The organism is Staphylococcus sp. GDY8P67P (genome assembly GCF_017892545.1).
GTDB lineage: Bacteria > Bacillota > Bacilli > Staphylococcales > Staphylococcaceae > Staphylococcus > Staphylococcus ureilyticus.
In genome coordinates this window covers 20,159-43,623 of sequence record NZ_JAESLH010000029.1, presented here as the reverse complement: position 1 = coordinate 43,623, position 23,465 = coordinate 20,159, and the positions used below count along the sequence as shown (strand labels likewise).

Below are 23,465 nucleotides of genomic sequence, written 5' to 3'. Positions count from 1 at the left end.
TAATATGCGTGTTTCTAAAAATGATTTATTTGATTTAATGAAAAATAAACTAGTTAAAGCAGGATTAAATGAAGATGCTGCAAAGGATGTCGCTGATGTTTTGACTTTTGCAGACCATAGAGGTATTCATTCTCATGGTGCAGTCAGAGTGGAATATTATGCGGAACGTATTGCTAAGGGAGGTATTACTGCTAACCCTGAGTATCAATTTGAGCAAACAGGTCCTTCGACAGGTGTTTTTGAAGGGGATAATGGCCCTGGACATCAAGCTGCGAAACAAGCGATGGAAAAAGCAATTGCAATGGCAAAAGAAAATGGTGTCGCAGTTGTTGGTGTGAAACATATCTCTCATAGTGGTGCCTTAGGTTACTTTGTGGAAATGGCATCTAAAGCAAACATGGTTGGTTTAAGTATGTGTCAATCTGATCCAATGGTCGTACCGTTTGGTGGTACAGAACCTTATTTTGGTACAAATCCAATTGCATTTAGTGCGCCGTCTAATGATGAGAGAATTATTACATTTGATATGGCGACAACAGTACAAGCATGGGGCAAAGTGCTCGATGCTAGAGCCAAACATCAATCTATTCCAGATACTTGGGCAGTAGATGCTAACGGCGAGCCAACAACAAATGCAAGAGATGTTCATGCACTAGTTCCAGTGGCAGGTCCAAAAGGTTACGGTTTGATGATGATGGTAGATATCTTGTCTGGAAGCCTGTTAGGTGTGCCACATGGTGTTCATGTTTCATCTATGTACAAAGACTTAACTAAAGGTCGTGACCTAGGACAATTACACATCGTCATTAACCCTGCATTTTTTACTGACTTAGATCAATTTAAAGCACGTATTTCAACGATGTTAGATGAACTAAAAGCGCAACCAGCTGCTGAAGGATATGGAGAAATATTCTATCCAGGTGAACGTGGACGCTTACGTAGTGAAAAATACGATGAAAAAGGCATTGAAATAGTTGATGAAATTTACGATTACTTAGTGTCAGAGGATGTACACTTTGATCGTTATCATGGAAAAAATAGATTTGCAGAATAATAACGGAGGAATAGTATGTTATACACAATAATTAAAGAAAACACGTACCAAGATTCGATTGTATTAATGTTGTTATCGAATAAATTGTCTGCTATTGATGGTGTGAACCAAGTTTCAATTATGATGGGCACGCCTGCCAATAAGGATATTTTCAAATCATCAGGATTTGACACTGAAGCATTAGATAATGCGAAACCTAATGACATCGTTGTTATCGTAGATACTGATGATGAATCTAAAGTTGATGAAGTTAATGAACAAGTTGATGCAGAACTCAAAGGTAAAGGTGAAGAGGATGACAAGTCTAAAAAGCAAGACGAAGCTTCAAACTGGAACCGTGCTTTAGAATTAGCAAACAATCCAAACTTGGCATTAATTTCAATTCCTGGTCAATATGCAGCGATGGAAGCTGAAACTGCTTTGAAAAACAATTTAAATGTATTTATGTTTAGTGATAACGTTGCAAAAGCTGACGAAGTGCGCTTAAAACAAATGGCGCATGAAAAAGGATTATTAGTGATGGGGCCTGACTGTGGTACAGGGATAATCCATAGCCTACCACTTGCATTTACTAACACAGTGAACGAAGGTGACATTGGCGTTATCGGTGCTTCTGGTACAGGTATCCAAGAAGTGACTACTATCATTGACCGTGAAGGCAAAGGTGTGACAAATGCAATCGGTACTGGCGGTCGTGACTTATCAACTGAGGTTGGTGCGATTACGATGTTAGATAGTATAAAAGCATTAAATGCCGATCCTAAAGTTAAAGTCATTACTGTTATATCTAAACCACCAGCTAAAGAAGTCGAAGAAAAAGTATTAAATCTTCTACGTAATATTGAAAAACCTGTGGTTACCTTATTCTTAGGTTCTAAACCAACTTACACAGAAGAAAATATCTATCATGCATATACTTTAGAAGAAGCGGCACGCGTATCTGTCCAACTATCTAATGATGAAACGCCGCAATTTAACCCAACTTTTAAGGAAAATCTTGGTATTAAATTTGCTGACAATCAAGACGGCATCAAAGGATATTATTCAGGTGGTACTTTAGCTTCAGAAGCAGCAATGTTAGTGAAGGATACTTTAGGCGACGCTTCAGGTGAAGTAACACCAGAAGGATTCTCATATAAAGGTGGAAACCATGAAATTATCGACTTAGGCGATGACATTTATACACAAGGTAGACCACATCCAATGATTGATCCATCGAAACGCATTGAAATGTTAGAAACATCATCTGATGATCCATCAACTGCTGTAATTATGTTAGATAATGTTATTGGTTATGGTAGTCATGATGATATGGCTAGCGAACTTGCACCGACAATCAAAACGATTTTAGACAAAGTTAAAGCTAATGGTCGTTCATTAGCAGTGCTTGCTACAGTTGTTGGTACGCAACATGATCATCAAGGGTATGATAATCAAGTTAAAACTTTAAAAGAAGCTGGTGCGATTGTTTGTGAAACAAACGACCAAATGGTTCGTACTGCGCTTAACTTAGTTGGCAGCAGCGTAGCACAACCAAAATTATCAACGAAATCATTTGATTCAGAACCTGTAGATTTAACTGTCGATGAAAAAGTGATGAATTTAATAAACATGAAACCAAGCGTGATTAACATTGGATTGAAGAGCTTTACTGAAGCAATCCAAGCAAGCGATGCACCAGTCGTGCAATTCAACTGGCGCCCAATTGCAGGAGGAGACGAAAAATTAATGAAAGTACTGCAATTCTTAAACAATTATGAAGGAGAGACGGTATAAAATGGCATATAAAACAATAGATGAAGCTAACCAAGCAGTCATTGATAAGATGATTGCAGCAGCACCATTTTTAGTGGATGTCGTGCCAGCTAAATCTAAAATTCCTGAACTCAAAGAAAACGTATTATTACATGCTGGTCCACCAATTAAATATGAAAATATGACTGATCCTATGCAAGGTTCTTGTGTCGGTGCAATTCTTTTTGAAGGATGGGCAGACAATGAACAAGACGCACGTAAATTGTTAGAAGAAGGTCAAATCACTTTCATCCCTTGTCACCACGTCAATGCAGTTGGTCCAATGGGTGGTATTACATCAGCTAATATGCCTGTACTTGTTGTGGAAAACAGAGAAACAGGTAACGAAGCATATTGCCAAATGAACGAAGGTATCGGCGCAGTATTACGTTTCGGTGCTTATAATGATACAGTAGTCAATCGTCTTCACTGGATGAAAGATGTTTTAGGACCGGTATTAAGTAAGGCATTACACAAAATGAACGATGGTTTAAATGTGAACGTATTAATCGCTAAAGCAATTGCAATGGGTGATGAATTCCACCAACGTAACATTGCAGCTTCATTAGCTTTCTTAAAAGAAGTTACGCCTATCATCTCATCATTAGATGATGTTGAAGCAGAAAAACGTACTGAGGTATTACAATTCTTAGCTGATACAGACCAATTCTTCTTGAACATAGCGATGGCTACAGGTAAAGCTATGATGGATGCAGCACGTACAATTGAGCACGGTACAGTTGTAACAGCGATGTGTCGTAACGGTGAAAACTTTGGTATTCGTATCGCTGGTATGGGCGATGAATGGTTTACTGCACCAGTCAATACACCACATGGGCTATTCTTCACAGGTTACTCTGCTGAAGATGCTAATACTGATATTGGTGACTCAGCGATTACTGAAACGATTGGTGTTGGTGGTATGGCAATGATCGCTGCACCAGCTGTAACTAGATTCGTTGGTACTGGGGGCTTTGATGACGCATTAGATATCAGTAATGAAATGACTGAAATTTGTATCGGTGAGAATCCAAACTTTGCCATCCCTACATGGAACTTTAAAGGTGCTTGCTTAGGTATTGATGCACGTAAAGTCGTTGAAACTGGTATTACGCCAGTTATTAATACAGGTATTGCTCATAAAATTGCAGGTTATGGTCAAATCGGAGCAGGTACCGTTCACCCACCGATTGAATGTTTCGAAAAAGCAATTACGGCATATGCTGAGAAATTAGGTTTTAAAGCGTGATTTTCCACGCAACAGCTATAGGCAATATTGCCCAGGAAATATTGGCAAATCATCAAACCTTTTATGTGCATAGTATATTTAACAAAGGATTCAATATTGTCAATGATGCGCAAGAACTGGTATTTATAGGTACAGATGAAAATGGCATGTTTCCGTTCGGCATATTAATAGATCAACAAACGAAACAAAGTTTGTTAAAAGAGATTGCTTTAAACCAACAAATCTCTATAGGTCCTAACACGATATATATTAGTAAAACGTGCCAACTTGTGTGGCATGTCCCATCATTGCCATTTAAAGACTTCGCTGAAAAGGTAAATAATGATGAACTCAAGCAGAATATATCGACATATGATTTTACGATGTATGAAGAAGGTGACTTTGACCGCCAAACAATGAGCCGAATCATACATGCGCTTAAAGATGAAGATGTTGAAACCGTAGAACATTATTATCGCTACTTAATTGGTAGAGGAAAAGGGCTCACGCCCTCTGGTGATGACATTCTAACTGGTATGTTGTTCATTCATTTTACTGATCCTTATATTAGAAAACCAAATTTAGAAAAGTTAAAACAACTACTTGATGAACCATTAACAACACTAGTAGGAGAAACATTTTTAAAATGCGCACAGCAAGGGTTGTTTAGTTCGAAAATATCAGAGTTACAACATGAGCCGTCACTGGCAAATATTGAGCGACTGCTTAAAGTAGGTTCGTCATCAGGAAGAGACACAGTATATGGCATGTTTGTAGCATTAACTTGAAGGAGTGAAACGTATGAGTAAGCGTGTTGTACTTGCTTTAGGCGGTAACGCTATTTTACAACCTAAACAAGAAGCGTCATACGACAATCAATATAAAAACGTGTTTGCTGCTACACGAAAAATGGCAGAGTTGAAAAAAATTGGACATAACGTTGTCATTACACATGGTAATGGACCACAAGTCGGTAATATTATTGCACAAAATGAAGCGGCAAAAGACGTTGTAGATCCACTTCCAATCAATGCATGTAACGCTGAATCACAAGGATTTATTGGTTATATGATGGAAGAATCTTTAAAAAATCATTTACATGCATTAAATATTCAAAGTGATGTGGTAACATTATTAACAATGGTAGAAGTGGATAAAGATGATAAGGCATTTGATAATCCAACAAAACCAATTGGCGTATTTTTTGACGAAATTGAAGCAAAACGCCTAGAAAAAACGCATGGTTTTGTGATGGTAGAAGATGCTGGTAGAGGTTACCGTCGTGTTGTTCCTTCACCAGAGCCACTCGTGATTCACGGTGTCAATCAAATTAAAGCATTGATTGACCAAGCGATCGTTATTTCATCTGGTGGCGGTGGTATACCAGTTTATCGTGATGAAAACGGGAATATTCAAGGTGTGGAAGCGGTTATCGATAAAGACCGCTCTGGTTTAAAACTTGCGCAGCAAGTTGAAGCAGACACATTTATGATGTTAACAGATGTATCAAATGTTTGTGTGAACTTTGGTAAACCGAACGAAAAGAAATTAGCAACAATTTCAGTTGAACAAGCAAAAACTTATGTTGCCGAAGGGCAATTCCCTGAAGGAAGTATGTTACCTAAGATTGAAGCTGCGATTCAATTTGCTGAAATGGGTAAAGAAGCGATTATCTGTTCATTAGATGATGCAGTTGAAGCATTAGAAGGTAAAGCAGGTACACGTATTTTATTAAATGTTGAACAATAATGGATGAGTTCTTTAGAAACAATACTTGCGAATCGTTCAAATGGTTTTCATTTGATCGATTCGTTGTATTATTATATTAAAAGATCTGGAAGAAAGGTGGTATAAGATGACTGAACCCTATCGTATACATAGAATTAAAGAAAATTGGGGCGTAATTTTGGCAATTGTGTTTATTGCTTCTACCTTACGTGCGCCACTCACATCAGTAGGGCCTGTAGTTGATGAGATCAAGCATGTAATGGAAATTAATAACAGTGTTGCTGGCATCTTAACTACTATACCGCTCATTATTTTTGCGATTGTTTCTCCATTAGTATCGAGAGTAACGTCGCGTATCACAATGTCACGTACAATTCTGTACTCTACTATATTACTAATAATTGGATTGTATTTACGTGTAGCTGGTGATTTTACTTTATTTATTATTGGTACATTAGTATTAGGGATAGCAATTGCATTTGGTAACGTTGTACTACCTAGCTATGTAAAATGGTATTTCCCAATGCAAATCGGCATTGCTACGGGCATTTATAGTGGAACTATGAACTTTACAGCAGGCTTAGGTGGCGGGTTAAGCTTCCCATTATCACAAACATCACTCGGTTTTAGGTTGTCACTGTCATTTTGGATTATTCTAGGTATTATCGCGATTATTTTGTGGATTCCTAAAGCACGTCAAGGTGCGCAATTAGAACAACATACAATTGATCAAACACAAGTCAAACATCGTAAGAAAGTCAATATTGTCAAATCTAAATTAGCTTGGATGGTTGCTTTGACGATGGGCTTCCAATCTATGGTATTCTATACCGTTGTCGCATGGGTGCCATCTATATTAGTTGATAGAGGGGTAGATCCATCCACAGCAGGTTATTTATTAATGCTCAATCAATTTTCTCAAGTACCTATGACATTTTCATTTCCAATTATAGCATCTAAATTGAAAGACCAACGTATATTGGTCGTTATTATCACAATTTTATTCTTAACTGGTTTTGGCTTATTCTTTACACAATCATTAGTGTTACTTGTTATTGGTATGGTTATTGCTGGTTTAGCAATGGGAGCATGTTTCAGTTTATGTATGACATTCTTCTCAATCCGTGCACGGACGAGTGATGGTAGTATTTCATTATCCGGTTTTGGTCAATCTGTAGGATACTTAATTGCAGCGATTGGACCATTTTTAATTGGATACTTGCATGATTTCACAGGAAATTGGATATCAGGCATTGTTGCATTATTACTCATGTCATTACTATTCTTTATTTTTGGTTATCCTGCAGCTAAAAATAGAGTTGTAGAAGATGAATAATAGCAAAGACTTAAATTTATAATGAAAAAATTAAAAAGGTACGACACCAATGGTTTTTGATGGGCACCTCTAAAGTTGGACTAAAAATCTAACTTCTGAGATGTGCATCATTTTAGGATTGGAGTTGTACCTTTTTTGATTTATATAGTCAAATGATGTGTTGAAATCTTATGATATCGCATTATTATCATAGTGATTGATAAGTGTTTTAATTGCATTTTCTATATCAAGATTTTTGATAAGGCCTTGAGCAAGAAGGTGAGTTGCAAATGCAGCTAAAAATGTTAAGATATTCTGTTTTTGGATAGCATAACCCATGATACCGATTCTCCATATTTTACCTTTTAACTCTCCAAAGGATCCTGCAATTTCTATGCCATAATTTTTTAATAAACTGTCTCTGAATGCTATATCATCTATACCATCAGGAATATTAACGCATATAACCATTTTCATTTCGTTCGATTCATCGCCGTATATTTCGAGTCCTAATGCCTTCAAGGCTGCTTTTAAACCTTCTTGGTGAAAGGCATGCCGTTGCGCACGTGCTTCCAGTCCTTCAGATAGTGCTAATCTTAGACCAGTATGAAGTGCATATATTGCAGTCGTTGCTTCAGTATGATGATTTAAACGTTTTGGGCTCCAATAATCTTGTAATTGTGCTAAATCTAAATAATTACTTCTGATAAAATGATCTGGTTCTGTGGTTTCAGTAGAGCGAATGCCAAGTTCTACACGTTTGCGCGCATTGATGGCATCACTAAATCTATCGTTGAAAGTAATTGGGGTAATACCTGAAGGAATAGATAAACATTTTTGAGCGCCACCGATGACTGCATCTAATTCCCACTCATCTACTGGAATAACCATACCTTGGTATGTAGCCACAGCATCAACAACAGAAAATATCCCTCTTTCTTTACATGCTCGACCAAGTTGATCAATTGGTTGCAATCTACCAGTCGATGTTTCACCGTGTACAATAGCAAGTACTTTTGGTTGATATTGATCTAAAGCTTCAATGATTTCTGATTGTTCAAATACCTCTCCCATTGGTTTATAAATGCTGTGAACGATACCACCAGCACGCGTAACCAGTTCAGCGAATAAATAGCCAAAACGTCCGATGACTGGAACTAGGACATCATCACCAGGTTTAACAATACTGGAAATCACAGCTTCTAAGCCAGCACGACTTGTGCCATCAATAGGAAATGACCATTGATTTTTTGTTAAAAAAGATTTACGAATTAGTTCCATTGTTTGATTCATAATGTCTACAAATTCATAGTCAAATTGACCTAAAATAGAGTTTGACATTGCTTGTGAAACGCGGGGGTCTACGCTAACAGGGCCAGGTGTCATAATTAATCTTTTGTTGATTTTTAAATCATCCATATTTATTACCTCGTTTTCCTTTAAATTCCGTCATTATATATTATACTTTATTAAAGCTGAGTTATATTCGTCAAAATCGATAATTATTTAACAATCATTTATCTGAATATTACAAAAATAAAGAAGATAAATAGAAATTATCCTATATACTTGCATGTAGATAAAATGAATTTCAATAGTTTCAGTATTTATAAATGTTTGAAAGAACTTACATAAAATTGTACACTATATAAGCATGCCAAGGGCATGCACACACTATGGGTCGCTGTGAGCATGCCTTAGGCATGTTTCCAGACTTCCTCATAGAAGCAAGCTACTTCCATTAAGGAAGTGGCTTGTATTTTTTTGAGAGATAGTCGTTTGAGCAATCTTGATTTTCATTAATCATAACGCGTTGTATCGTAAACGATTTTCTATTACAATGTGTATGGATGTTAAAAGTTGGAGTGACAATAGATGATAAATGTAAAAGAACCTAATCCGATATTTTTGGAAAATAAATCTTCTGAACGTGCTATATTGTTATTACATTCATTTACAGGTACGATTAGAGATGTAAAATTATTAGCTACAAAATTAAATAAAGCTGGTTTTACATGTTATGCCCCTTCCTATAAAGGGCATGGCTTATTGCTCGAATCATTGATGGCTTATGACGCAGAGGATTGGTGGCAAGATGCGCTAGAAGGATATCAATATTTGCAAGATCAAGGTTATTCAAATATAAGTGTATGCGGCATCTCATTAGGCGGTATTTTGTCTTTAAAATTGGCGGAAGAAAAGCAGGTTGCTTCTGTTGCAGTGATGTCGACACCGTTTAGTAAAGACGATGCTGGACTTGCAAAAAGGCTGGAATTTTATGGAGAACGCATGGGAAACTTAGTAGGTTTGTCACAAGAAGCAATACAACAACAGATGAATCAAATTGAAAACTATGCCGTTGGTTTTGATAAATTTAAAAAACTTGTTGATGATGCGATGGCACACTTAAATCAAATTTCTGTCCCTATTGCTATAAAGTTTGGCGAACAAGATGAAAAGGCTTATGAAGCTAGTGCAAATTATATTTATAATCAAATTGAGCATGAGGATAAAGAAATTCAAGGTTATCCTACGTGTAAACATTTAATGACGTATGGTGAAGGTCATTTGGATGTAGAGCAAGATGTGATAGCGTTTTTTGAAGATTATACATAAACAATTTAAATACTAAAAAGGATGGTTTCTACCCAATATGAGTAGAGCCATCCTTTTATGTTTCAATATGTTTAAAATTAAGTTCTCCAAAATGTAGTACAATTCGCTTTGTCTTCGATATTGAATTGAATCATGGACTGCAATAGTTCATAGTTAACGTCTTGTGTCCATTTAATACGAAATAAATTATTGGTTTGTGAATATCCAGATTCTGCAATCTGTTCAGTAAATTCAGCCATTCCTTTTGCTTCAGGTGCTACTGAGAAATGCTGTTTAGATTTACTAAAAGCAATAATAAACGTACCGTGATGCGTAAACATCGGTTGATTCCATTTTACTGTTGTTTCGAGTTCAGGAAAAGTCTCAGAAATCCAATTAAAGATAGCTTCCATTGTGGCTGTTTGTTTGTCATTTTCTAATGACTCCAAAAATTCATTAAATTCAGTCATACCCAATCACAATCCTTAAATAGCAAATTTTATTATATAGCTAACATGTATTATACCAATTACATACAAATATATCATTTTATAGGTGAATGAATATAATGGAAAATTCTAAATTATGCGTATAAACAACTTTAAAAATCCGAAAACCTTTTTGAAATTTTACTATTTTACATAAAAAATACATCCCATAGTTGAAGGGATTGTATTGATGAGAATGGATATGTGTTGACATACCGTCTGGTTAATAGTGCGCACTAACTTAAGTCATTTTAGCTTGCGATTTAGCATAGCAGAAATCGATAATAATACCGATTAGCAGACACACTATAAATGGTATCAACCATGCTAATTGGATATTTGCTAATGGGAAATGCGCATATACAACATTAAGTATTTTAATTAAATTAAAGTCATTTAATATTTGTAATAAAGAAATAATCAATGTTGCAATTGTTGGTATGATAAAGCTATATTTCATTTCAAATGAGATGAAGATACTCAATAACGAAATAAGCACTAATACGATAGATGTTGGATAAATAAATGTAAGTAATGGTACAGCAATTTCCAAAATAAGTTCTAATCCTAAAGTAGAAACAGTAAAACCTAATATTGAAAAGATAAGTACAAATAATTTATAAGAAATCTTTGGTAATTTTTTCATTGCAAACGCTGAACAAGCATTTACAAGTCCAATACAAGTTGTTAAACAAGCTAGTATCACAATTATCCCAAAAATTAAGTTTCCTAAAGACCCAAATACACGTAATGAGTTAAAAGTTAAAATATCTGTGCCATCTTTTAAGCCTGTTTGATCAGTTGTCGCGCCAACATAAGCTAAAGCAAAATAAATGATAAATAACAGCACGGCAGAAATAAAACCTGCTTTCACAACATTTTTAACTAATAACTTTGGTTCATTAATACCATTTAATTTAAAACTTTGAACAATGACTACTGAAAAAGCGAGTGCAGCAACGAGGTCCATTGTGAAATAACCTTCTAAGACACCAGACACAAGTGGTGTTTGCGCAAAGTCGCCACCAGCTTTACCAATTGAACCTTCTGGTTTAATAATAACTAAAATACATAAAATAGCGATAATGCATATTAAAATAGGTGTTAGGTATTTACCTAAATTATCTATGATTCGATTTGGATAAAGTGCAATCAAGTAAACAACTAAGAAGAAGACTGCTGAAAATATAATTAAAGTTAATTGATTATGTACAGGTAATACGTTTTTCGTGCCAATTTCGTAAGCGACATTTGCAGCACGCGGTATACCATATAATGCACCAATAGATGCATAAATACAGATTGCAAAAATCGTACCAAATAACGGATGGACTTTGTTACCAATACTTTCAACGCCACCGTTCATATAAGCTACGACGATGACTGTTAAATATGGTAATAAAATACCAGTGATTGAAAATCCTATCATTGAAACCCACATATTTTCTTGAGCTGTATATCCTAACATAGGTGGAAATATTAGATTTCCGGCTCCAAAGAAAAATGAGAATAACATTAGACCAGAAATCAGTATGAGTCTATTCATTTTAATACCTCTATTATTTTTAAAATTATTTGTTGCAAAACATACATTAATATAACACAAAAGTTATATGAATTCAATGAAATTTCAGAAAATTAGAATGTCTAAAATGTTAAATGAAGTAGTTTTTAATGTCATGTTTGTAAATGTGATGATATCGAGTGTTTTAAGTAATTAACTATTGAGCTCAATTCAAAAAAATGTTATAGTAGTTTCCTATGTTACATAAACGCTTTAACGCAGTAAAGAATAATAGGGTGTAAAGGATGTATGAAAGATGCATAATGAATCACAATGGAAGTCATCGCTCGGTTTCATATTGGCAAGTGCGGGGTCTGCGATAGGGCTAGGCGCAATGTGGAAATTTCCATATATGGCAGGTATTTATGGTGGTGGGGCTTTCTTATTAATGTTTTTAATATTTACACTGTTTGTAGGACTGCCATTATTAATGATGGAATTTACAGTGGGAAAAATGGGCAAAACATATACTACTAAAATATATGAAAAATTAACAAATAGAAAATGGTTAAATATTATAGGATGGAATGGTAATTTAGCTGTATTTATCTTATTTGGTTTTTATAGTGTCATCGGTGGTTGGATTATCATTTATATATTTAATGTATTACTTCAAATATGCTCGTTTAATGGTGGTAAATTAAGCCAAATAGAATTTGAATCTATTATAAGTAATCCATGGTTGACGGTTACAGGCCAAGGGATATTTATTTTGTTGACGATGTTCATTGTAATGATGGGAGTTGAAAAAGGATTAGAAAAAGCATCTAAATTTATGATGCCGTTATTATTTATCTTCCTTATTATTATTGTTGTTAAATCGCTAACTCTCGATGGCTCGTTCGAAGGATTGAAATATATATTGCAACCACGATTAGAAGATATTTCAATAGAGGGGATTTTATTTGCGCTAGGCCAATCGTTTTTTACACTGTCATTAGGAACAACAGGCATGATTACATATGCTAGTTATGCATCTAAAGAAATGACTATTAAAACTTCGGCTGTTTCTATTGTAGCGATGAACATTCTAGTATCTGTGTTAGCAGGTTTAGCAATATTCCCTGCGATTTCAGCTTTCGGTTATAGCCCAACTGAAGGACCTGGATTACTATTTAAAGTGTTACCAAAAGTATTTGATCAGATGGCATATGGTTCAGGTTTTTATTTTATTTTTTTAATATTATTTTTATTTGCAGCACTTACTTCTTCAATTTCGTTACTAGAACTCAATGTGTCAAACTTTACTAAAAATGATAATTCGAAACGTAAATCTGTATCGCTTTATATAAGTGTACTTGTTTTTATGATAAGTATTCCTGCAACATTATCTTTTGGAAGTCTGAGTCATGTAAAATTTGCAGCAGGTACTATCTTTGACAACATGGATTTCTTAGTTTCCAACATTTTAATGCCTATAGGTGCGTTGGGAACAACACTTGTTGTAGGACAATTACTTGATAAACACGCTTTAAAAGAACACTTTGGAAAAGATAAATTTAGGTTGTTTATGCCTTGGTATTATCTCATTAAATTTATTTTACCAGTCGTTATTATATTAATATTTGTCGTACAATTTTTATAGCAATTAAATAACATTAATTATTAGCCCTTTATCATATCAATGTGAAAATTGAGTATTGATAAAGGGCTTTTTTGAATAATTTGTAAAGTATGAATTAAGTTATTATATTTTTATTTATATTGTTGACTATTTTTTATTTGTTTAGTAAGGTCAAATTAAATTATTTATTTAAAAAATTTGTTGTATTGCATTAATTGTTTTAAATAGATAATTTAATTTTTACTATTATTTGAAAACGTTTTCTGAAAGGAGTAATTTATGAAAGAGATTATTGGTAAAATTTTCGAATTAGTACCGCGTTTTATTTTAAATCTATTCATTTAGCAAAAGGAAGTTTGTTATTTATTAAATTCTATTAACCAAGAGGTGTCTAGTATGGAACAGAAAAAAAACAAATATAGTATTCGCAAATTCACTTTTGGCGCATCATCTATATTAATTGGATCTTTACTCTTTATAGGCGTAGACAATGCGCAAGCTGCTGAAACAGAAAAACAAGCAAGCGAAATGAGTTATCAGGACATTGGGGAACATGTTGGGGAAACAAATAGTGATAACACTACTGGGGAAAGTAGTGTACCGGTTAATAAGAATAATAATTTAGAGCATGATAAACAAACTTCAGAAAATCAAAGCTTACATAATGATAAATTAACGACTGATGCAGAAAACGTAAATAATGAAAAGGTAGACTTAGAAAATAATAAAAATAACACAACAGAAGAAGTAGATCCAGATTACAATAAACAAGATAAAGCCAAAGTAGAGGCAACAGAAGAAGTAGATCCAGATTACAATAAACAAGATAAAGCCAAAGTAGAGGCAACAGAAGAAGTAGATCCAGACTACAATAAGCAAGATAAAGCCAAAGTAGAGACAACAGAAGAAGTAGATCCAGACTACAATAAACAAGATGAAGCCAAAGTAGAGACAACAGAAGAAGTAGATCCAGACTACAATAAACAAGATAAAGGCAAAGCAGAGGCAACAGAAGAAGTAGATCCAGACTACAATAAACAAGATAAAGGCAAAGTAGAGACAACAGAAGAAGTAGATCCAGACTACAACAAGCAAGATAAAGCCAAAGCAGAGGCAACAGAAGAAGTAGACCCGGACTACAACAAGCAAGATAAAACCGAAGCACAGACAACAGAAGAAGTAGACCCGGACTACAACAAGCAAGATAAAGCCAAAGCAGAGGCAACAGAAGAAGTAGATCCAGACTACAATGAACAAGATAAAGTAAAAGAGATGAAAGTAAATGAAAGTGCATCCCAATCAAAATCTCAAAATGATATTAAATTTGGGCAATTAAAAAATGACAATTTAGCTAACGAAGATAGCCAAAGCAATCAACAGAAAAACGATCCAGATAAAAATTTAGCTTTACTTAAGAAAAATGCGGTTGCTACAACAAATAATCAAGTGAACCAACAGAACGCTGAAAAAACGCAAGAACAACCAACAAAAAAAGCGAAACAAGGCCAATATAAAAACCAAGATCCCATTATATTAGTACACGGTTTTAATGGTTTTACAGACGATATTAAACCATCTGTTTTACCTCATTATTGGGGAGGCGACAAATTAAATATTCAACAAGACTTAGAACAAAAGGGTTACAATGCATATGAAGCAAGTATTGGTGCGTTAAGTAGTAACCATGACAGAGCAGTTGAATTATACTATTACATTAAAGGCGGTACAGTAGATTATGGGGCTGCACATGCTGAAAAATATGGTCACGACCGTTATGGCAAGACATATGAAGGTGTATATAAAGACTGGCAACCAGGTCAAAAAGTTCATTTAGTTGGTCATAGCATGGGTGGACAAACGATTAGACAACTAGAAGAATATTTACGTAATGGTGATCCAGAAGAAATAGAATATCAAAAACAACATGGTGGCGATATAGCACCAGTATTTCAAGGTAATAACGATAACATGATTAGTTCAATTACTACCTTAGCAACACCCCATAATGGTACACACGCAGCTGATCAATTAGGTAATGAAACGCTTATCAGACAAGTTGCGTTTGATTACGCGAAACTAAAAGGTAATAAAAATTCTAAAGTTAGCTTTGGTCTTGAGCAATGGGGTTTAAAACAAAAAGATGATGAGACATATAATCAATATGTTAAACGATTGAAAGACAGTAAATTATGGACGACAGACGATAATGGCTTTTATGATTTAACCAGAGTAGGAGCGACTGAATTAAATAAAAAAACTTCACTAAATCCGAACATCGTTTATAAGACATATACTGGAGAATCTACAAGAGATGGATTATTTGGTAAACAAAAATCAGATATTAACATGTATTTACCTATGGGATTAACAGGTAATGTGATTGGAAAAGCACCTGAAAAAGAATGGCGTGTCAATGATGGCCTGGTTTCAACAATTTCAGCATTACATCCATTTAATCAAGCACATGTAGAAGCATCGAACCAGGTTCAAAAAGGTGTTTGGCAGGTGACACCAATTATGCATGATTGGGATCATGCGGACTTTGTTGGACAAGATAGTAATGATACAAAGCGTTCACAAGCAGAATTAAGACAATTTTATGAAGGTATTGCTTCAGACTTAGTAAAAACTGAAAACGCTGAAGCATAGATCAAGCGATGCAAATACATTTTATGAAGGTGAGGGTAAATGATGAGTGGAGACTTTTTTGATTTAGTAGGTTCATTATTCAATATATTGAAAACTTTATTTTCGTAAGAAAGTAGAAATTGATAAATATAATGAAGGAAATTAAATATTATTATATAAAGAGAATGGTTTAAGGCGATTTGATATGAAAAATTGAGCGAGAATAAATAATCAAAATTTATGGTTTTGATTTTATCCTCGCTTATTTTTTTATTAAGCGTACTATGATTTGTGTCATATTATCTTGAATACAATTTTTGTATAATGATGAAGTATGATAGGTGAATAAGCTTATTGAACGGGTAAAAGAAGTGAAACAAGACGTTAAAGAAGGATGAGAGAAATAAAAAAAAGAACAACATCAGTGAATGGTTTCAGTGCAACTATTGGTTATAGTATGTATCAAAAAAAGACTGATACATACCGTACCAGTCTCTTTATAGAGGTTAGAAATTATTTACCTGTGAATAAACCAACGATTTTTTTGATGATATCAATGATAAAGTCCATGTCCTTCACCTCACTTTTATTTGTTAACTTCACTATAAAAGACTTGTGCTAAATTTTGTTTGAAATTCCCTAAATAGTAATAAATTATTCCAAAATGGAATTTAATAAAAAAATATAACAATAAAGTATTCAAAAGTGTATGAAAGATGATTACATTATCATTTATACTTAATAGAAGCTTATTTTCAAAAAGCAGCATTTTTTAAATATAAAATTTCCATAGAAACAAAGTAAATGTCAATTCGTAAATCAAAAACATTGATGTCTTAACATCATACTATTATCAAATTTTGTGAAATTAACTATATGTAATAAAGTTTAAAAAGACTGAGCGTAATTGTTTGCAGTGATACCGTATATTTTTTTGAATTGTCTATTTAAGTGTGTTAAATCAGAAAATCCTAATTCACTAACTGCTAAATGTATATCTTTATCTATTTCTATGATATTTTTTGCTTCTTCAATTTTGCTGTTTAATAAAAATTGATAAGGTGTTATCCCAGTTTGCTCTTTAAAATATCGTATAAATTGGAATTTTGACATGCCGAATTCATGTGCTAAATCTGTAATTTTCAAATTTTCTTTTAATCCATAAAGTATTCTTCCCTTAATCTTACTTATATAGGCGTTACTTTCAACATGTTTCTTAATTGTAGATTGATTTACTAAATCATCTACAAGTTTGATTAATTGCTCATCTATAATTTCTCCCTCGTATTCATGAAATATAGCATTCGCTAGATGATATACATCAGATTCAATTTTACTATTATAAATTATTGGTGTTGTAAATTGAATAGGTTCTTTACGTTCAGCTGCATCTAATAATACAGATGGTTCAATATATAACATAAAATATTCAAGGCCTGAACGATCGTGAGCCATTCCATCATGGACTTGTTCTGGATTAAATAACATGATGCCATCTTGGTATGAAAGTTGAAGCTTACCATCCAAATGATAATGTTGTATTCCTCTTTTAGTAACGCCAATAGCATATTCGCTATGTGTGTGATTTTTATATGAGAAGTCATTAATACTTGCAGATAAAGCAGTAATTCCCCCATTTTTTTTATATATGAATTCTTCCATCTTTTCACCTTCTTTTAAGTTCTTTAAACCCATAACATAATTGCAGCATAAATCAAAAGTATACCTAATACAATGTTTAAAATTTTATTATATTTTTGAAATATTTTATTAAATATAGCGCCAAAACCCACCCAAATCATAAAAGCAATAAACCCAATGGTACCTATGATAAATATATTTATCAGTAATATATAATTTTCACTTGAATAGGGTAATATAAAGCTAGGAAAAACGGTTAAAGTGAATAAAATTACTTTAGGGTTTATAAATTGCAACAATAAACCAGAAAAAAATGAACCTTTCACTTTTGACTCATCTTTTTTTGAAACATCCATATTGAATATTTGATAAGCCAAGTGAATCATATAAATGGTACCTAAAATTTGTAAATAAATGATGATATTTGGAAGGACTTTACTTAAAAAAGAGTTCAAAATAGCAGAAATTACAAGCAATACTACAAACCCAATGGTTGAGCCATATGTAAATCGCATACCAGATTTTATTCCATAGTTCTGAACATTAGATAAAATTATGATGTTGGTGGGGCCAGGTGTTGCAGTAACAATAAAACAATAAACAATCAAAGTAATCATATTCATCATATACTCCTTAAAATTTAATCGTTCTAATAGAGTATACGTAAATGAATATTTTATATAGGATATTATTGCATTGATAATTTTCCAAGAATATAAATACTGCAATTTTATCCTATATATAACACTTGATTCTATATAAGATATAGAAAAATATTTGTTATCACCTTAAAGGAGTAAATTATATATGGCTTTTGATACTAAAATTAAAATTGTTTTGAGAGAAGACTTAGAAGTATGGCAAAAATTAAATGTAACTGCCTTCTTAATGAGCGGAATTGCTGGAACCCAAAATATTATTGGGGAATACTATATAGATAAGGATAACGTACAATATTTACCGATGTCTCAGCAACCTGTGATGATACATTCATCGACACAAGAATCCATGGTAGAGTTGTTACAAAAATCTTTGAGTAAAGATGTTGTTATCACAGTATATACTGAAGAGTTATTCTCCACATATAACGATGCAGATAATCGCGCGGTAATTGCTAAATATAAAACAGAGGACTTAAACCTTGTTGGCATTGGTATACGCGGTAAGAAAAATCATGTAGATAAATTATTTAAAGGATTTGCGTTGCATAGCTAAATAAATTAATGACATTAACATAAAAAACCAACGTACATTTTTGATGTACATTGGTTTTTATTTAAGAGTTCAAATTATACTTTTAACATTAATTATAGAATGGTATTAAACAAATTAAACAAATGTGATGCATTAGTCAGTAATTGCACCTTTTGAAGCAGATGATACGAGTTTGGCATATTTTGCTAATGTACCACGCGTTTCTTTTAGTGGTGGTGCTTGCCATACATTGCGGCGACGTTCTAGCTCTTCATCAGAAATATCAAAACTAATTTCTAAATTTTTAGCGTCAATGGTAATGATGTCGTCTTCTTGAAGTAATGCCATTGGGCCCCCTGCTTGGGATTCTGGAGCAGCGTGACCAACTACTAGACCATGTGAACCGCCTGAAAAACGTCCATCTGTTAGCAATGCTACAGATTCACCTAATCCTTTTCCTACTAAAATAGAAGAAGCTGATAGCATTTCTGGCATACCAGGCGCCCCTTTTGGTCCAGCATAGCGAATCACCACAACATCTCCAGGTTGTATATCGTCATTGAGTATGGCTTTTGTTGCTGCAGGTTCTGAATCAAAAACCTTAGCAGGTCCTTTAATATAAGTCACACTTAAACCTGAAATTTTGGCTACTGCGCCCTCAGGTGCTAGATTACCTTTTAAAATAACAAGTGGACCCGTAGGATGTTTAGGCTGATCAAAATTAATGATGGCTTTATCGTCAGAAAGGCTAGGTTGTTGAGCTAAGTTTTCAGCAACGGTTTTCCCAGTAACTGTTAAACAATCTCCATGAATTAACCCTTTTTCATGTAATAATTTCATTACGCCTGGCACGCCACCTACTTCATCAAGATGTGCCATGACGTATTTGCCGCTAGGTCTTAAATCAGCAATATGCGGTACGCGTTTACGTATTTTTTCAAAATCATCAAGTGTCAAATCTACGTCAATAGTATGTGCAATAGCTAGTAAATGTAAAATCGCATTTGTAGACCCACCTAATGCCATGACAACAGTAATTGCATTTTCAAATGCTTCTTTGGTCATGATATCTTTAGGATATATACCTTGTTCCAATAAATGATAAACAGCTTTGCCTGCTGCACGACTATCTTTAGATTTATTAGTTGATACAGCTGGGTGAGACGCACTTCCAGGTAAGCTCATTCCCATAGCTTCAATGGCAGAGGACATTGTATTCGCAGTAAACATCCCGCCACAAGCACCAGCACCAGGGCAAGCAGCGCACTCTACTTTATGTAATGCTGCCTTATCTATTTCTCCATTATTGTATTGTCCCACACCTTCAAAAGCAGATACGGCATCCAAATCTTTACCATCTAATTTTCCGGGTAATATAGTACCGCCATATACAAAGACAGCGGGTAAATTAAGACGAGCGATACCAATCATACATCCTGGCATGTTTTTATCACAGCCACCGATTGCTACTACGCCATCTAAATTTTCTGCATTGACTACAGACTCAATTGAATCAGCGATGATTTCACGACTTGGCAATGAGAAACGCATACCATCTGTGCCCATGGAGATACCATCTGAAACTGTAATCGTATTAAAAATCAATGGTGAACCTCCGGATTCGCTTATACCGCGTTTAGTTGCACGAGCGAGCCCGTCGATGTGCATATTACATGGTGTGACTTCACTCCATGTACTAGCGACACCTATCATAGGCTTTTCAAAATCTTCATCTTCAAAACCAAGTGCACGTAAATAAGATCGGTTTGGTGTGCGACTTACACCTTCACTAATCACTTTGCTGCGAATTCGTAAATCGTTTGGTTGTTGATTTTGCGATTGTTCCTTGCTCAAATAATCCCCTCCAAAATAAAAAACATAATATATTAAGAATAGTCTGAAAATTAATAATAAACACCAAGCAGTGTGACGCTTAAACGTTCATACATATCACTAAACAGTGAGGTGCCAAAATGTGTAAAAATTATTAGATTAGCTATACAAATGTATAGACATACACAATATCTATTTATTTAATTGATGTCAATATCAAAAGATTGTCTATAATCATTATTACCCCTTATCATATAAAATAATAGAATATATTGAAGAAAATTATACATAACTTAGAATAACTATATTTTTGTTGTTTCGAGTGAATGAGTGGGGTTGATCGAGTTTAAGTTGAAGATGCTTTTTGATGTACTTAAAATTCCTGATTTGCTTGTTACTTCTAATTGAATTCATGCATCGTGAGTATCGAGCTTATTTTTAAGCTATTAAGAAATGGAGGAGTTGTATGACTAATTTTAACGTATTAGAAAATTATTTAGAGATAGACACACATACAGATCATGGCAATCACTTAGAAACATTGAACTATTATATTGAAAGATATGTATTGAATGTGCCATTTGAAAATATTAATGTGCAGAATGGACAACCTATTGCTTTAGATAATGCATCAATGATAGATAAAATTGTGAACCAACATAGAGGTGGTTATTGTTATGAACAAAACAGATTGTTTTGTGAATATTTAACAAGTAAAGGCTATAACGTTTATATGGTTTCTGCGACAATTTATAATGGTTCAGACTGGGCCATGGAAGGTTCACATATGGCATTAATCGTTATATTGAATCAGAAAAAATATTTAGTTGATGTCGGTTACGCGGATATACCTAAAGCAGCCATACCTATTGCACATGATGAGCAACCTGTTTATGATGTGAACGGTGAGTTTAAGGTAAGTAAAGTAAGTGACCATACATTTGAAATGAAGAAAGAAGTTGATTATAAATGGCAGACGCAATATCAATTTAAAGATGAACCTAGAGAACTGGCAGATTTTGAACCAGGTATAGCGTTTAATCAAAATAATGAATCATCTATTTTTGTACAGAAACTGTTAATTAGTAAAGCAATGCCATATGGTAGGGTGACAATGTCGAATGATCATATAACAATTACACATCATGGTCAAAAGGAAAAGAAAAATATAACATCTGAAAATTATAAATACTTTTTACATCGTTATTTTAATATTAAAGATATAGATATAAAAACATTTGACTGAAATATACAGTTTTCAAAGCCATGTTTCATTAGAAATAACAAAAGGTTTACTTTGTAATAATAATGTCATATAAATTATATACAAAAGTGTTAAATTAAATTGTATAATAGTAAGCGTGATGGAAACGAAAAGTATCGGATTTATATTTGGGAGGTTAACATAAGTGCATAAAAAAATAATAGCAACTGTAATTGGGACAAGTGCGCTTGCAGCTATTAACTCTGCAAATGCAGATGCAGCTACAACATACAAAGTCAAAAGTGGCGATTCTCTTTGGTCAATAGCGAATAAATATAATATTTCAATAGCAAAATTGAAATCATTGAATAATTTGACATCGAATGTGATTTTTCCAAATCAAACATTGAAAGTGTCAGGGACTACAACTTCAAGCACTTCAACAAGCAGCTCAAGTGCGACAACATATACAGTGAAATCAGGTGATTCATTGTCATCGATTGCTGCAAAACATGGGACGACATACCAAAAAATTATGAGTTTAAATGGACTCTCGAATTTTACAATCTATCCAGGTCAGAAATTAAAAGTATCTGGATCAACATCTACGTCAACAACTGGTTCAACTGCATCAGGTAGCACAACGACATACACAGTGAAATCAGGCGATTCATTATCGGCGATTGCAGCTAAATACGGTACGACTTATCAAAAAATCATGAGTTTGAATGGTCTTAAAAACTTTAATATCTATCCAGGACAAAAATTAAAAGTATCTGGTACTGCATCGTCATCTAGTGGCTCAACAGGTTCAACTGGCTATAAAACGCCGGTATTCAATCATTCAAATTTATATGACTGGGGTCAGTGTACATGGCATGTATTTAATAAACGTGCTCAAATCGGTAAAGGGATTAGTACTTATTGGTGGAATGCTAATAATTGGGACAACGCTGCACCAGGAGATGGCTACACAGTAGATCATAGAGCAACTGTAGGGTCAATCTTACAAAGTGACCTTGGATATTATGGACATGTAGCATTTGTAGAATCTGTAAATTCAAATGGTAGTATTACGGTTTCTGAAATGAACTACAGTGCTTCGCCTGGCATCGTCACTTATAGAACAATTCCAGCATCTCAAGTAAGTTCATATAAATATATTCATTAAAGCTGTCGAAGAAATAAATATTTTTGACACTCACGCATAAACGTCAATTTCTATTAATTATATAGAAATTGACGTTTGTTTTGCTTTTATGAAATTTTATAACACATTGATGTGCGGTTTATATTTATGGTTCTTGACGTAATGATTTTATACGCTTGGCAGTTGAGAACAACGTACTTGCCAAAGTGAATGTTGAAAATATTTTAGCGAATTTCTTAGGTGATTTTAAGGCAGTGTAGAAATCTAAGACTGCACCCACACTTGTAATAGCCATGCTCGTGTATAGTAATTTTTTATTTTTTGATTGATATGCATACCAATTAAAGCCTTCTACGGCAATACCTATGAAATTAATTGTATTTGAAATGCGGTTAATTTTTGTTTTTTTAGCCATGAATGAAATCCTCCATTTTATAAAATCCGTTTTATTATTATAACATTAAATAAATTAAACTCTATGGTGA

19 protein-coding genes are annotated in these 23,465 nt (G+C 33.9%); 12 read left to right on the top strand and 7 right to left on the bottom strand.

The features are described 5' to 3' along the window. Positions 1-4 precede the first annotated feature (4 nt). The 6 genes from allD to KA833_RS10805 all read left to right on the top strand — a co-directional run bounded on the left by allD (position 5) and on the right by KA833_RS10805 (position 7,140). The gene (allD, locus tag KA833_RS10830; protein ID WP_210128375.1) at positions 5-1,054 is read left to right on the top strand and encodes an ureidoglycolate dehydrogenase; all 1,050 of its coding nucleotides are present in this window, start codon (positions 5-7) and stop codon (positions 1,052-1,054) included. A gap of 15 nt (positions 1,055-1,069) precedes the next feature. After that, positions 1,070-2,830, top strand: coding sequence for an acyl-CoA synthetase FdrA (locus tag KA833_RS10825; protein ID WP_064209612.1), 1,761 nt, complete (start codon positions 1,070-1,072; stop codon positions 2,828-2,830). Between the two features lies 1 nt (position 2,831). Then, positions 2,832-4,097 carry a YlbE family protein gene (locus KA833_RS10820; protein WP_064209611.1) on the top strand — a complete coding sequence of 422 codons (1,266 nt, stop codon included), beginning with the start codon at positions 2,832-2,834 and terminating at the stop codon, positions 4,095-4,097. Continuing rightward, complete coding sequence (locus KA833_RS10815) at positions 4,094-4,864, top strand: oxamate carbamoyltransferase subunit AllH family protein (RefSeq protein WP_046207015.1); 771 nt, start codon at positions 4,094-4,096, stop codon at positions 4,862-4,864. Before KA833_RS10820 ends, KA833_RS10815 begins: the two co-directional genes overlap by 4 nt. Before the next feature lie 13 nt (positions 4,865-4,877). Further along, a complete protein-coding gene (arcC, locus tag KA833_RS10810) occupies positions 4,878-5,825 on the top strand; it encodes a carbamate kinase (protein ID WP_070038326.1) in 948 nt (315 codons plus the stop codon). A gap of 106 nt (positions 5,826-5,931) precedes the next feature. Further along, on the top strand, positions 5,932-7,140 hold the full coding sequence (locus KA833_RS10805) for a CynX/NimT family MFS transporter (protein WP_046207013.1): 1,209 nt from the start codon (positions 5,932-5,934) through the stop codon (positions 7,138-7,140). A gap of 168 nt (positions 7,141-7,308) precedes the next feature. Here KA833_RS10805 and KA833_RS10800 read toward each other — a convergent pair whose 3' ends face one another. Next, positions 7,309-8,538 (bottom strand): pyridoxal-phosphate-dependent aminotransferase family protein, encoded by a 1,230-nt coding sequence (locus tag KA833_RS10800; RefSeq protein ID WP_210128376.1) that lies wholly within the window; start codon positions 8,536-8,538, stop codon positions 7,309-7,311. A gap of 456 nt (positions 8,539-8,994) precedes the next feature. Between KA833_RS10800 and KA833_RS10795 the strand changes: the two genes are divergently transcribed. Continuing rightward, the gene (locus KA833_RS10795) at positions 8,995-9,735 is read left to right on the top strand and encodes an alpha/beta hydrolase (RefSeq protein WP_046207011.1); all 741 of its coding nucleotides are present in this window, start codon (positions 8,995-8,997) and stop codon (positions 9,733-9,735) included. A gap of 77 nt (positions 9,736-9,812) precedes the next feature. On the opposite strand, the gene KA833_RS10790 is transcribed toward KA833_RS10795, so the two are convergent. Both KA833_RS10790 and brnQ read right to left on the bottom strand, forming a co-directional pair. Beyond that, complete coding sequence (locus KA833_RS10790; protein ID WP_046207010.1) at positions 9,813-10,184, bottom strand: iron chaperone; 372 nt, start codon at positions 10,182-10,184, stop codon at positions 9,813-9,815. Positions 10,185-10,443: 259 nt separating this feature from the next. Then, positions 10,444-11,748, bottom strand: coding sequence for a branched-chain amino acid transport system II carrier protein (brnQ, locus tag KA833_RS10785; protein WP_046207009.1), 1,305 nt, complete (start codon positions 11,746-11,748; stop codon positions 10,444-10,446). Between the two features lie 274 nt (positions 11,749-12,022). Between brnQ and KA833_RS10780 the strand changes: the two genes are divergently transcribed. Both KA833_RS10780 and lip read left to right on the top strand, forming a co-directional pair. Further along, the gene (locus KA833_RS10780; RefSeq protein WP_070038324.1) at positions 12,023-13,351 is read left to right on the top strand and encodes a sodium-dependent transporter; all 1,329 of its coding nucleotides are present in this window, start codon (positions 12,023-12,025) and stop codon (positions 13,349-13,351) included. Between the two features lie 375 nt (positions 13,352-13,726). After that, the gene (gene lip, locus KA833_RS10775; RefSeq protein WP_210139564.1) at positions 13,727-15,979 is read left to right on the top strand and encodes a YSIRK-targeted triacylglycerol lipase; all 2,253 of its coding nucleotides are present in this window, start codon (positions 13,727-13,729) and stop codon (positions 15,977-15,979) included. Positions 15,980-16,846: 867 nt separating this feature from the next. Here the strand turns inward: lip and KA833_RS10770 are convergent. Both KA833_RS10770 and KA833_RS10765 read right to left on the bottom strand, forming a co-directional pair. Next, positions 16,847-17,620, bottom strand: coding sequence for a helix-turn-helix domain-containing protein (locus tag KA833_RS10770; protein ID WP_107365399.1), 774 nt, complete (start codon positions 17,618-17,620; stop codon positions 16,847-16,849). Between the two features lie 23 nt (positions 17,621-17,643). Continuing rightward, positions 17,644-18,222, bottom strand: coding sequence for a LysE family translocator (locus tag KA833_RS10765; protein WP_046207005.1), 579 nt, complete (start codon positions 18,220-18,222; stop codon positions 17,644-17,646). A 184-nt stretch (positions 18,223-18,406) separates the two neighbouring features. Between KA833_RS10765 and KA833_RS10760 the strand changes: the two genes are divergently transcribed. Next, positions 18,407-18,814 carry a DUF2000 domain-containing protein gene (locus tag KA833_RS10760; RefSeq protein WP_210128377.1) on the top strand — a complete coding sequence of 136 codons (408 nt, stop codon included), beginning with the start codon at positions 18,407-18,409 and terminating at the stop codon, positions 18,812-18,814. A 132-nt stretch (positions 18,815-18,946) separates the two neighbouring features. On the opposite strand, the gene ilvD is transcribed toward KA833_RS10760, so the two are convergent. After that, entirely contained in the window at positions 18,947-20,647 is a 1,701-nt protein-coding gene (gene ilvD, locus KA833_RS10755) for a dihydroxy-acid dehydratase (protein WP_210128378.1), read from the bottom strand. Between the two features lie 445 nt (positions 20,648-21,092). Here ilvD and KA833_RS10750 point away from each other — a divergent pair, with 445 nt between their 5' ends. Together KA833_RS10750 and KA833_RS10745 are read left to right on the top strand one after the other, a co-directional pair. Then, positions 21,093-21,872, top strand: a complete 780-nt coding sequence (locus KA833_RS10750; protein WP_046207002.1) for an arylamine N-acetyltransferase family protein — start codon at positions 21,093-21,095, stop codon at positions 21,870-21,872. A 163-nt stretch (positions 21,873-22,035) separates the two neighbouring features. Then, positions 22,036-23,001: a LysM peptidoglycan-binding domain-containing protein gene (locus tag KA833_RS10745; RefSeq protein WP_210128379.1), complete on the top strand. Its 966-nt coding sequence runs from the start codon at positions 22,036-22,038 to the stop codon at positions 22,999-23,001. A 124-nt stretch (positions 23,002-23,125) separates the two neighbouring features. Here the strand turns inward: KA833_RS10745 and KA833_RS10740 are convergent, their stop codons facing one another. Then, positions 23,126-23,395: a hypothetical protein gene (locus KA833_RS10740; RefSeq protein WP_019467864.1), complete on the bottom strand. Its 270-nt coding sequence runs from the start codon at positions 23,393-23,395 to the stop codon at positions 23,126-23,128. Positions 23,396-23,465: the final 70 nt, after the last annotated feature.

What these genes read in the sequence shown, in the direction of transcription:
- KA833_RS10750 (WP_046207002.1), top strand. Translation starts at nt 21,093, where the DNA reads ATGACTAATTTTAACGTATTAGAAAATTATTTAGAGATAGACACACAT.
- KA833_RS10800 (WP_210128376.1), bottom strand. Translation starts at nt 8,538, where the DNA reads ATGGATGATTTAAAAATCAACAAAAGATTAATTATGACACCTGGCCCT.
- KA833_RS10770 (WP_107365399.1), bottom strand. Translation starts at nt 17,620, where the DNA reads ATGGAAGAATTCATATATAAAAAAAATGGGGGAATTACTGCTTTATCT.
- KA833_RS10740 (WP_019467864.1), bottom strand. Translation starts at nt 23,395, where the DNA reads ATGGCTAAAAAAACAAAAATTAACCGCATTTCAAATACAATTAATTTC.
- KA833_RS10765 (WP_046207005.1), bottom strand. Translation starts at nt 18,222, where the DNA reads ATGAATATGATTACTTTGATTGTTTATTGTTTTATTGTTACTGCAACA.
- arcC (WP_070038326.1), top strand. Translation starts at nt 4,878, where the DNA reads ATGAGTAAGCGTGTTGTACTTGCTTTAGGCGGTAACGCTATTTTACAA.
- KA833_RS10820 (WP_064209611.1), top strand. Translation starts at nt 2,832, where the DNA reads ATGGCATATAAAACAATAGATGAAGCTAACCAAGCAGTCATTGATAAG.
- lip (WP_210139564.1), top strand. Translation starts at nt 13,727, where the DNA reads ATGGAACAGAAAAAAAACAAATATAGTATTCGCAAATTCACTTTTGGC.
- KA833_RS10760 (WP_210128377.1), top strand. Translation starts at nt 18,407, where the DNA reads ATGGCTTTTGATACTAAAATTAAAATTGTTTTGAGAGAAGACTTAGAA.
- brnQ (WP_046207009.1), bottom strand. Translation starts at nt 11,748, where the DNA reads ATGAATAGACTCATACTGATTTCTGGTCTAATGTTATTCTCATTTTTC.
- allD (WP_210128375.1), top strand. Translation starts at nt 5, where the DNA reads ATGCGTGTTTCTAAAAATGATTTATTTGATTTAATGAAAAATAAACTA.
- KA833_RS10805 (WP_046207013.1), top strand. Translation starts at nt 5,932, where the DNA reads ATGACTGAACCCTATCGTATACATAGAATTAAAGAAAATTGGGGCGTA.
- KA833_RS10790 (WP_046207010.1), bottom strand. Translation starts at nt 10,184, where the DNA reads ATGACTGAATTTAATGAATTTTTGGAGTCATTAGAAAATGACAAACAA.
- KA833_RS10795 (WP_046207011.1), top strand. Translation starts at nt 8,995, where the DNA reads ATGATAAATGTAAAAGAACCTAATCCGATATTTTTGGAAAATAAATCT.
- KA833_RS10780 (WP_070038324.1), top strand. Translation starts at nt 12,023, where the DNA reads ATGCATAATGAATCACAATGGAAGTCATCGCTCGGTTTCATATTGGCA.
- KA833_RS10825 (WP_064209612.1), top strand. Translation starts at nt 1,070, where the DNA reads ATGTTATACACAATAATTAAAGAAAACACGTACCAAGATTCGATTGTA.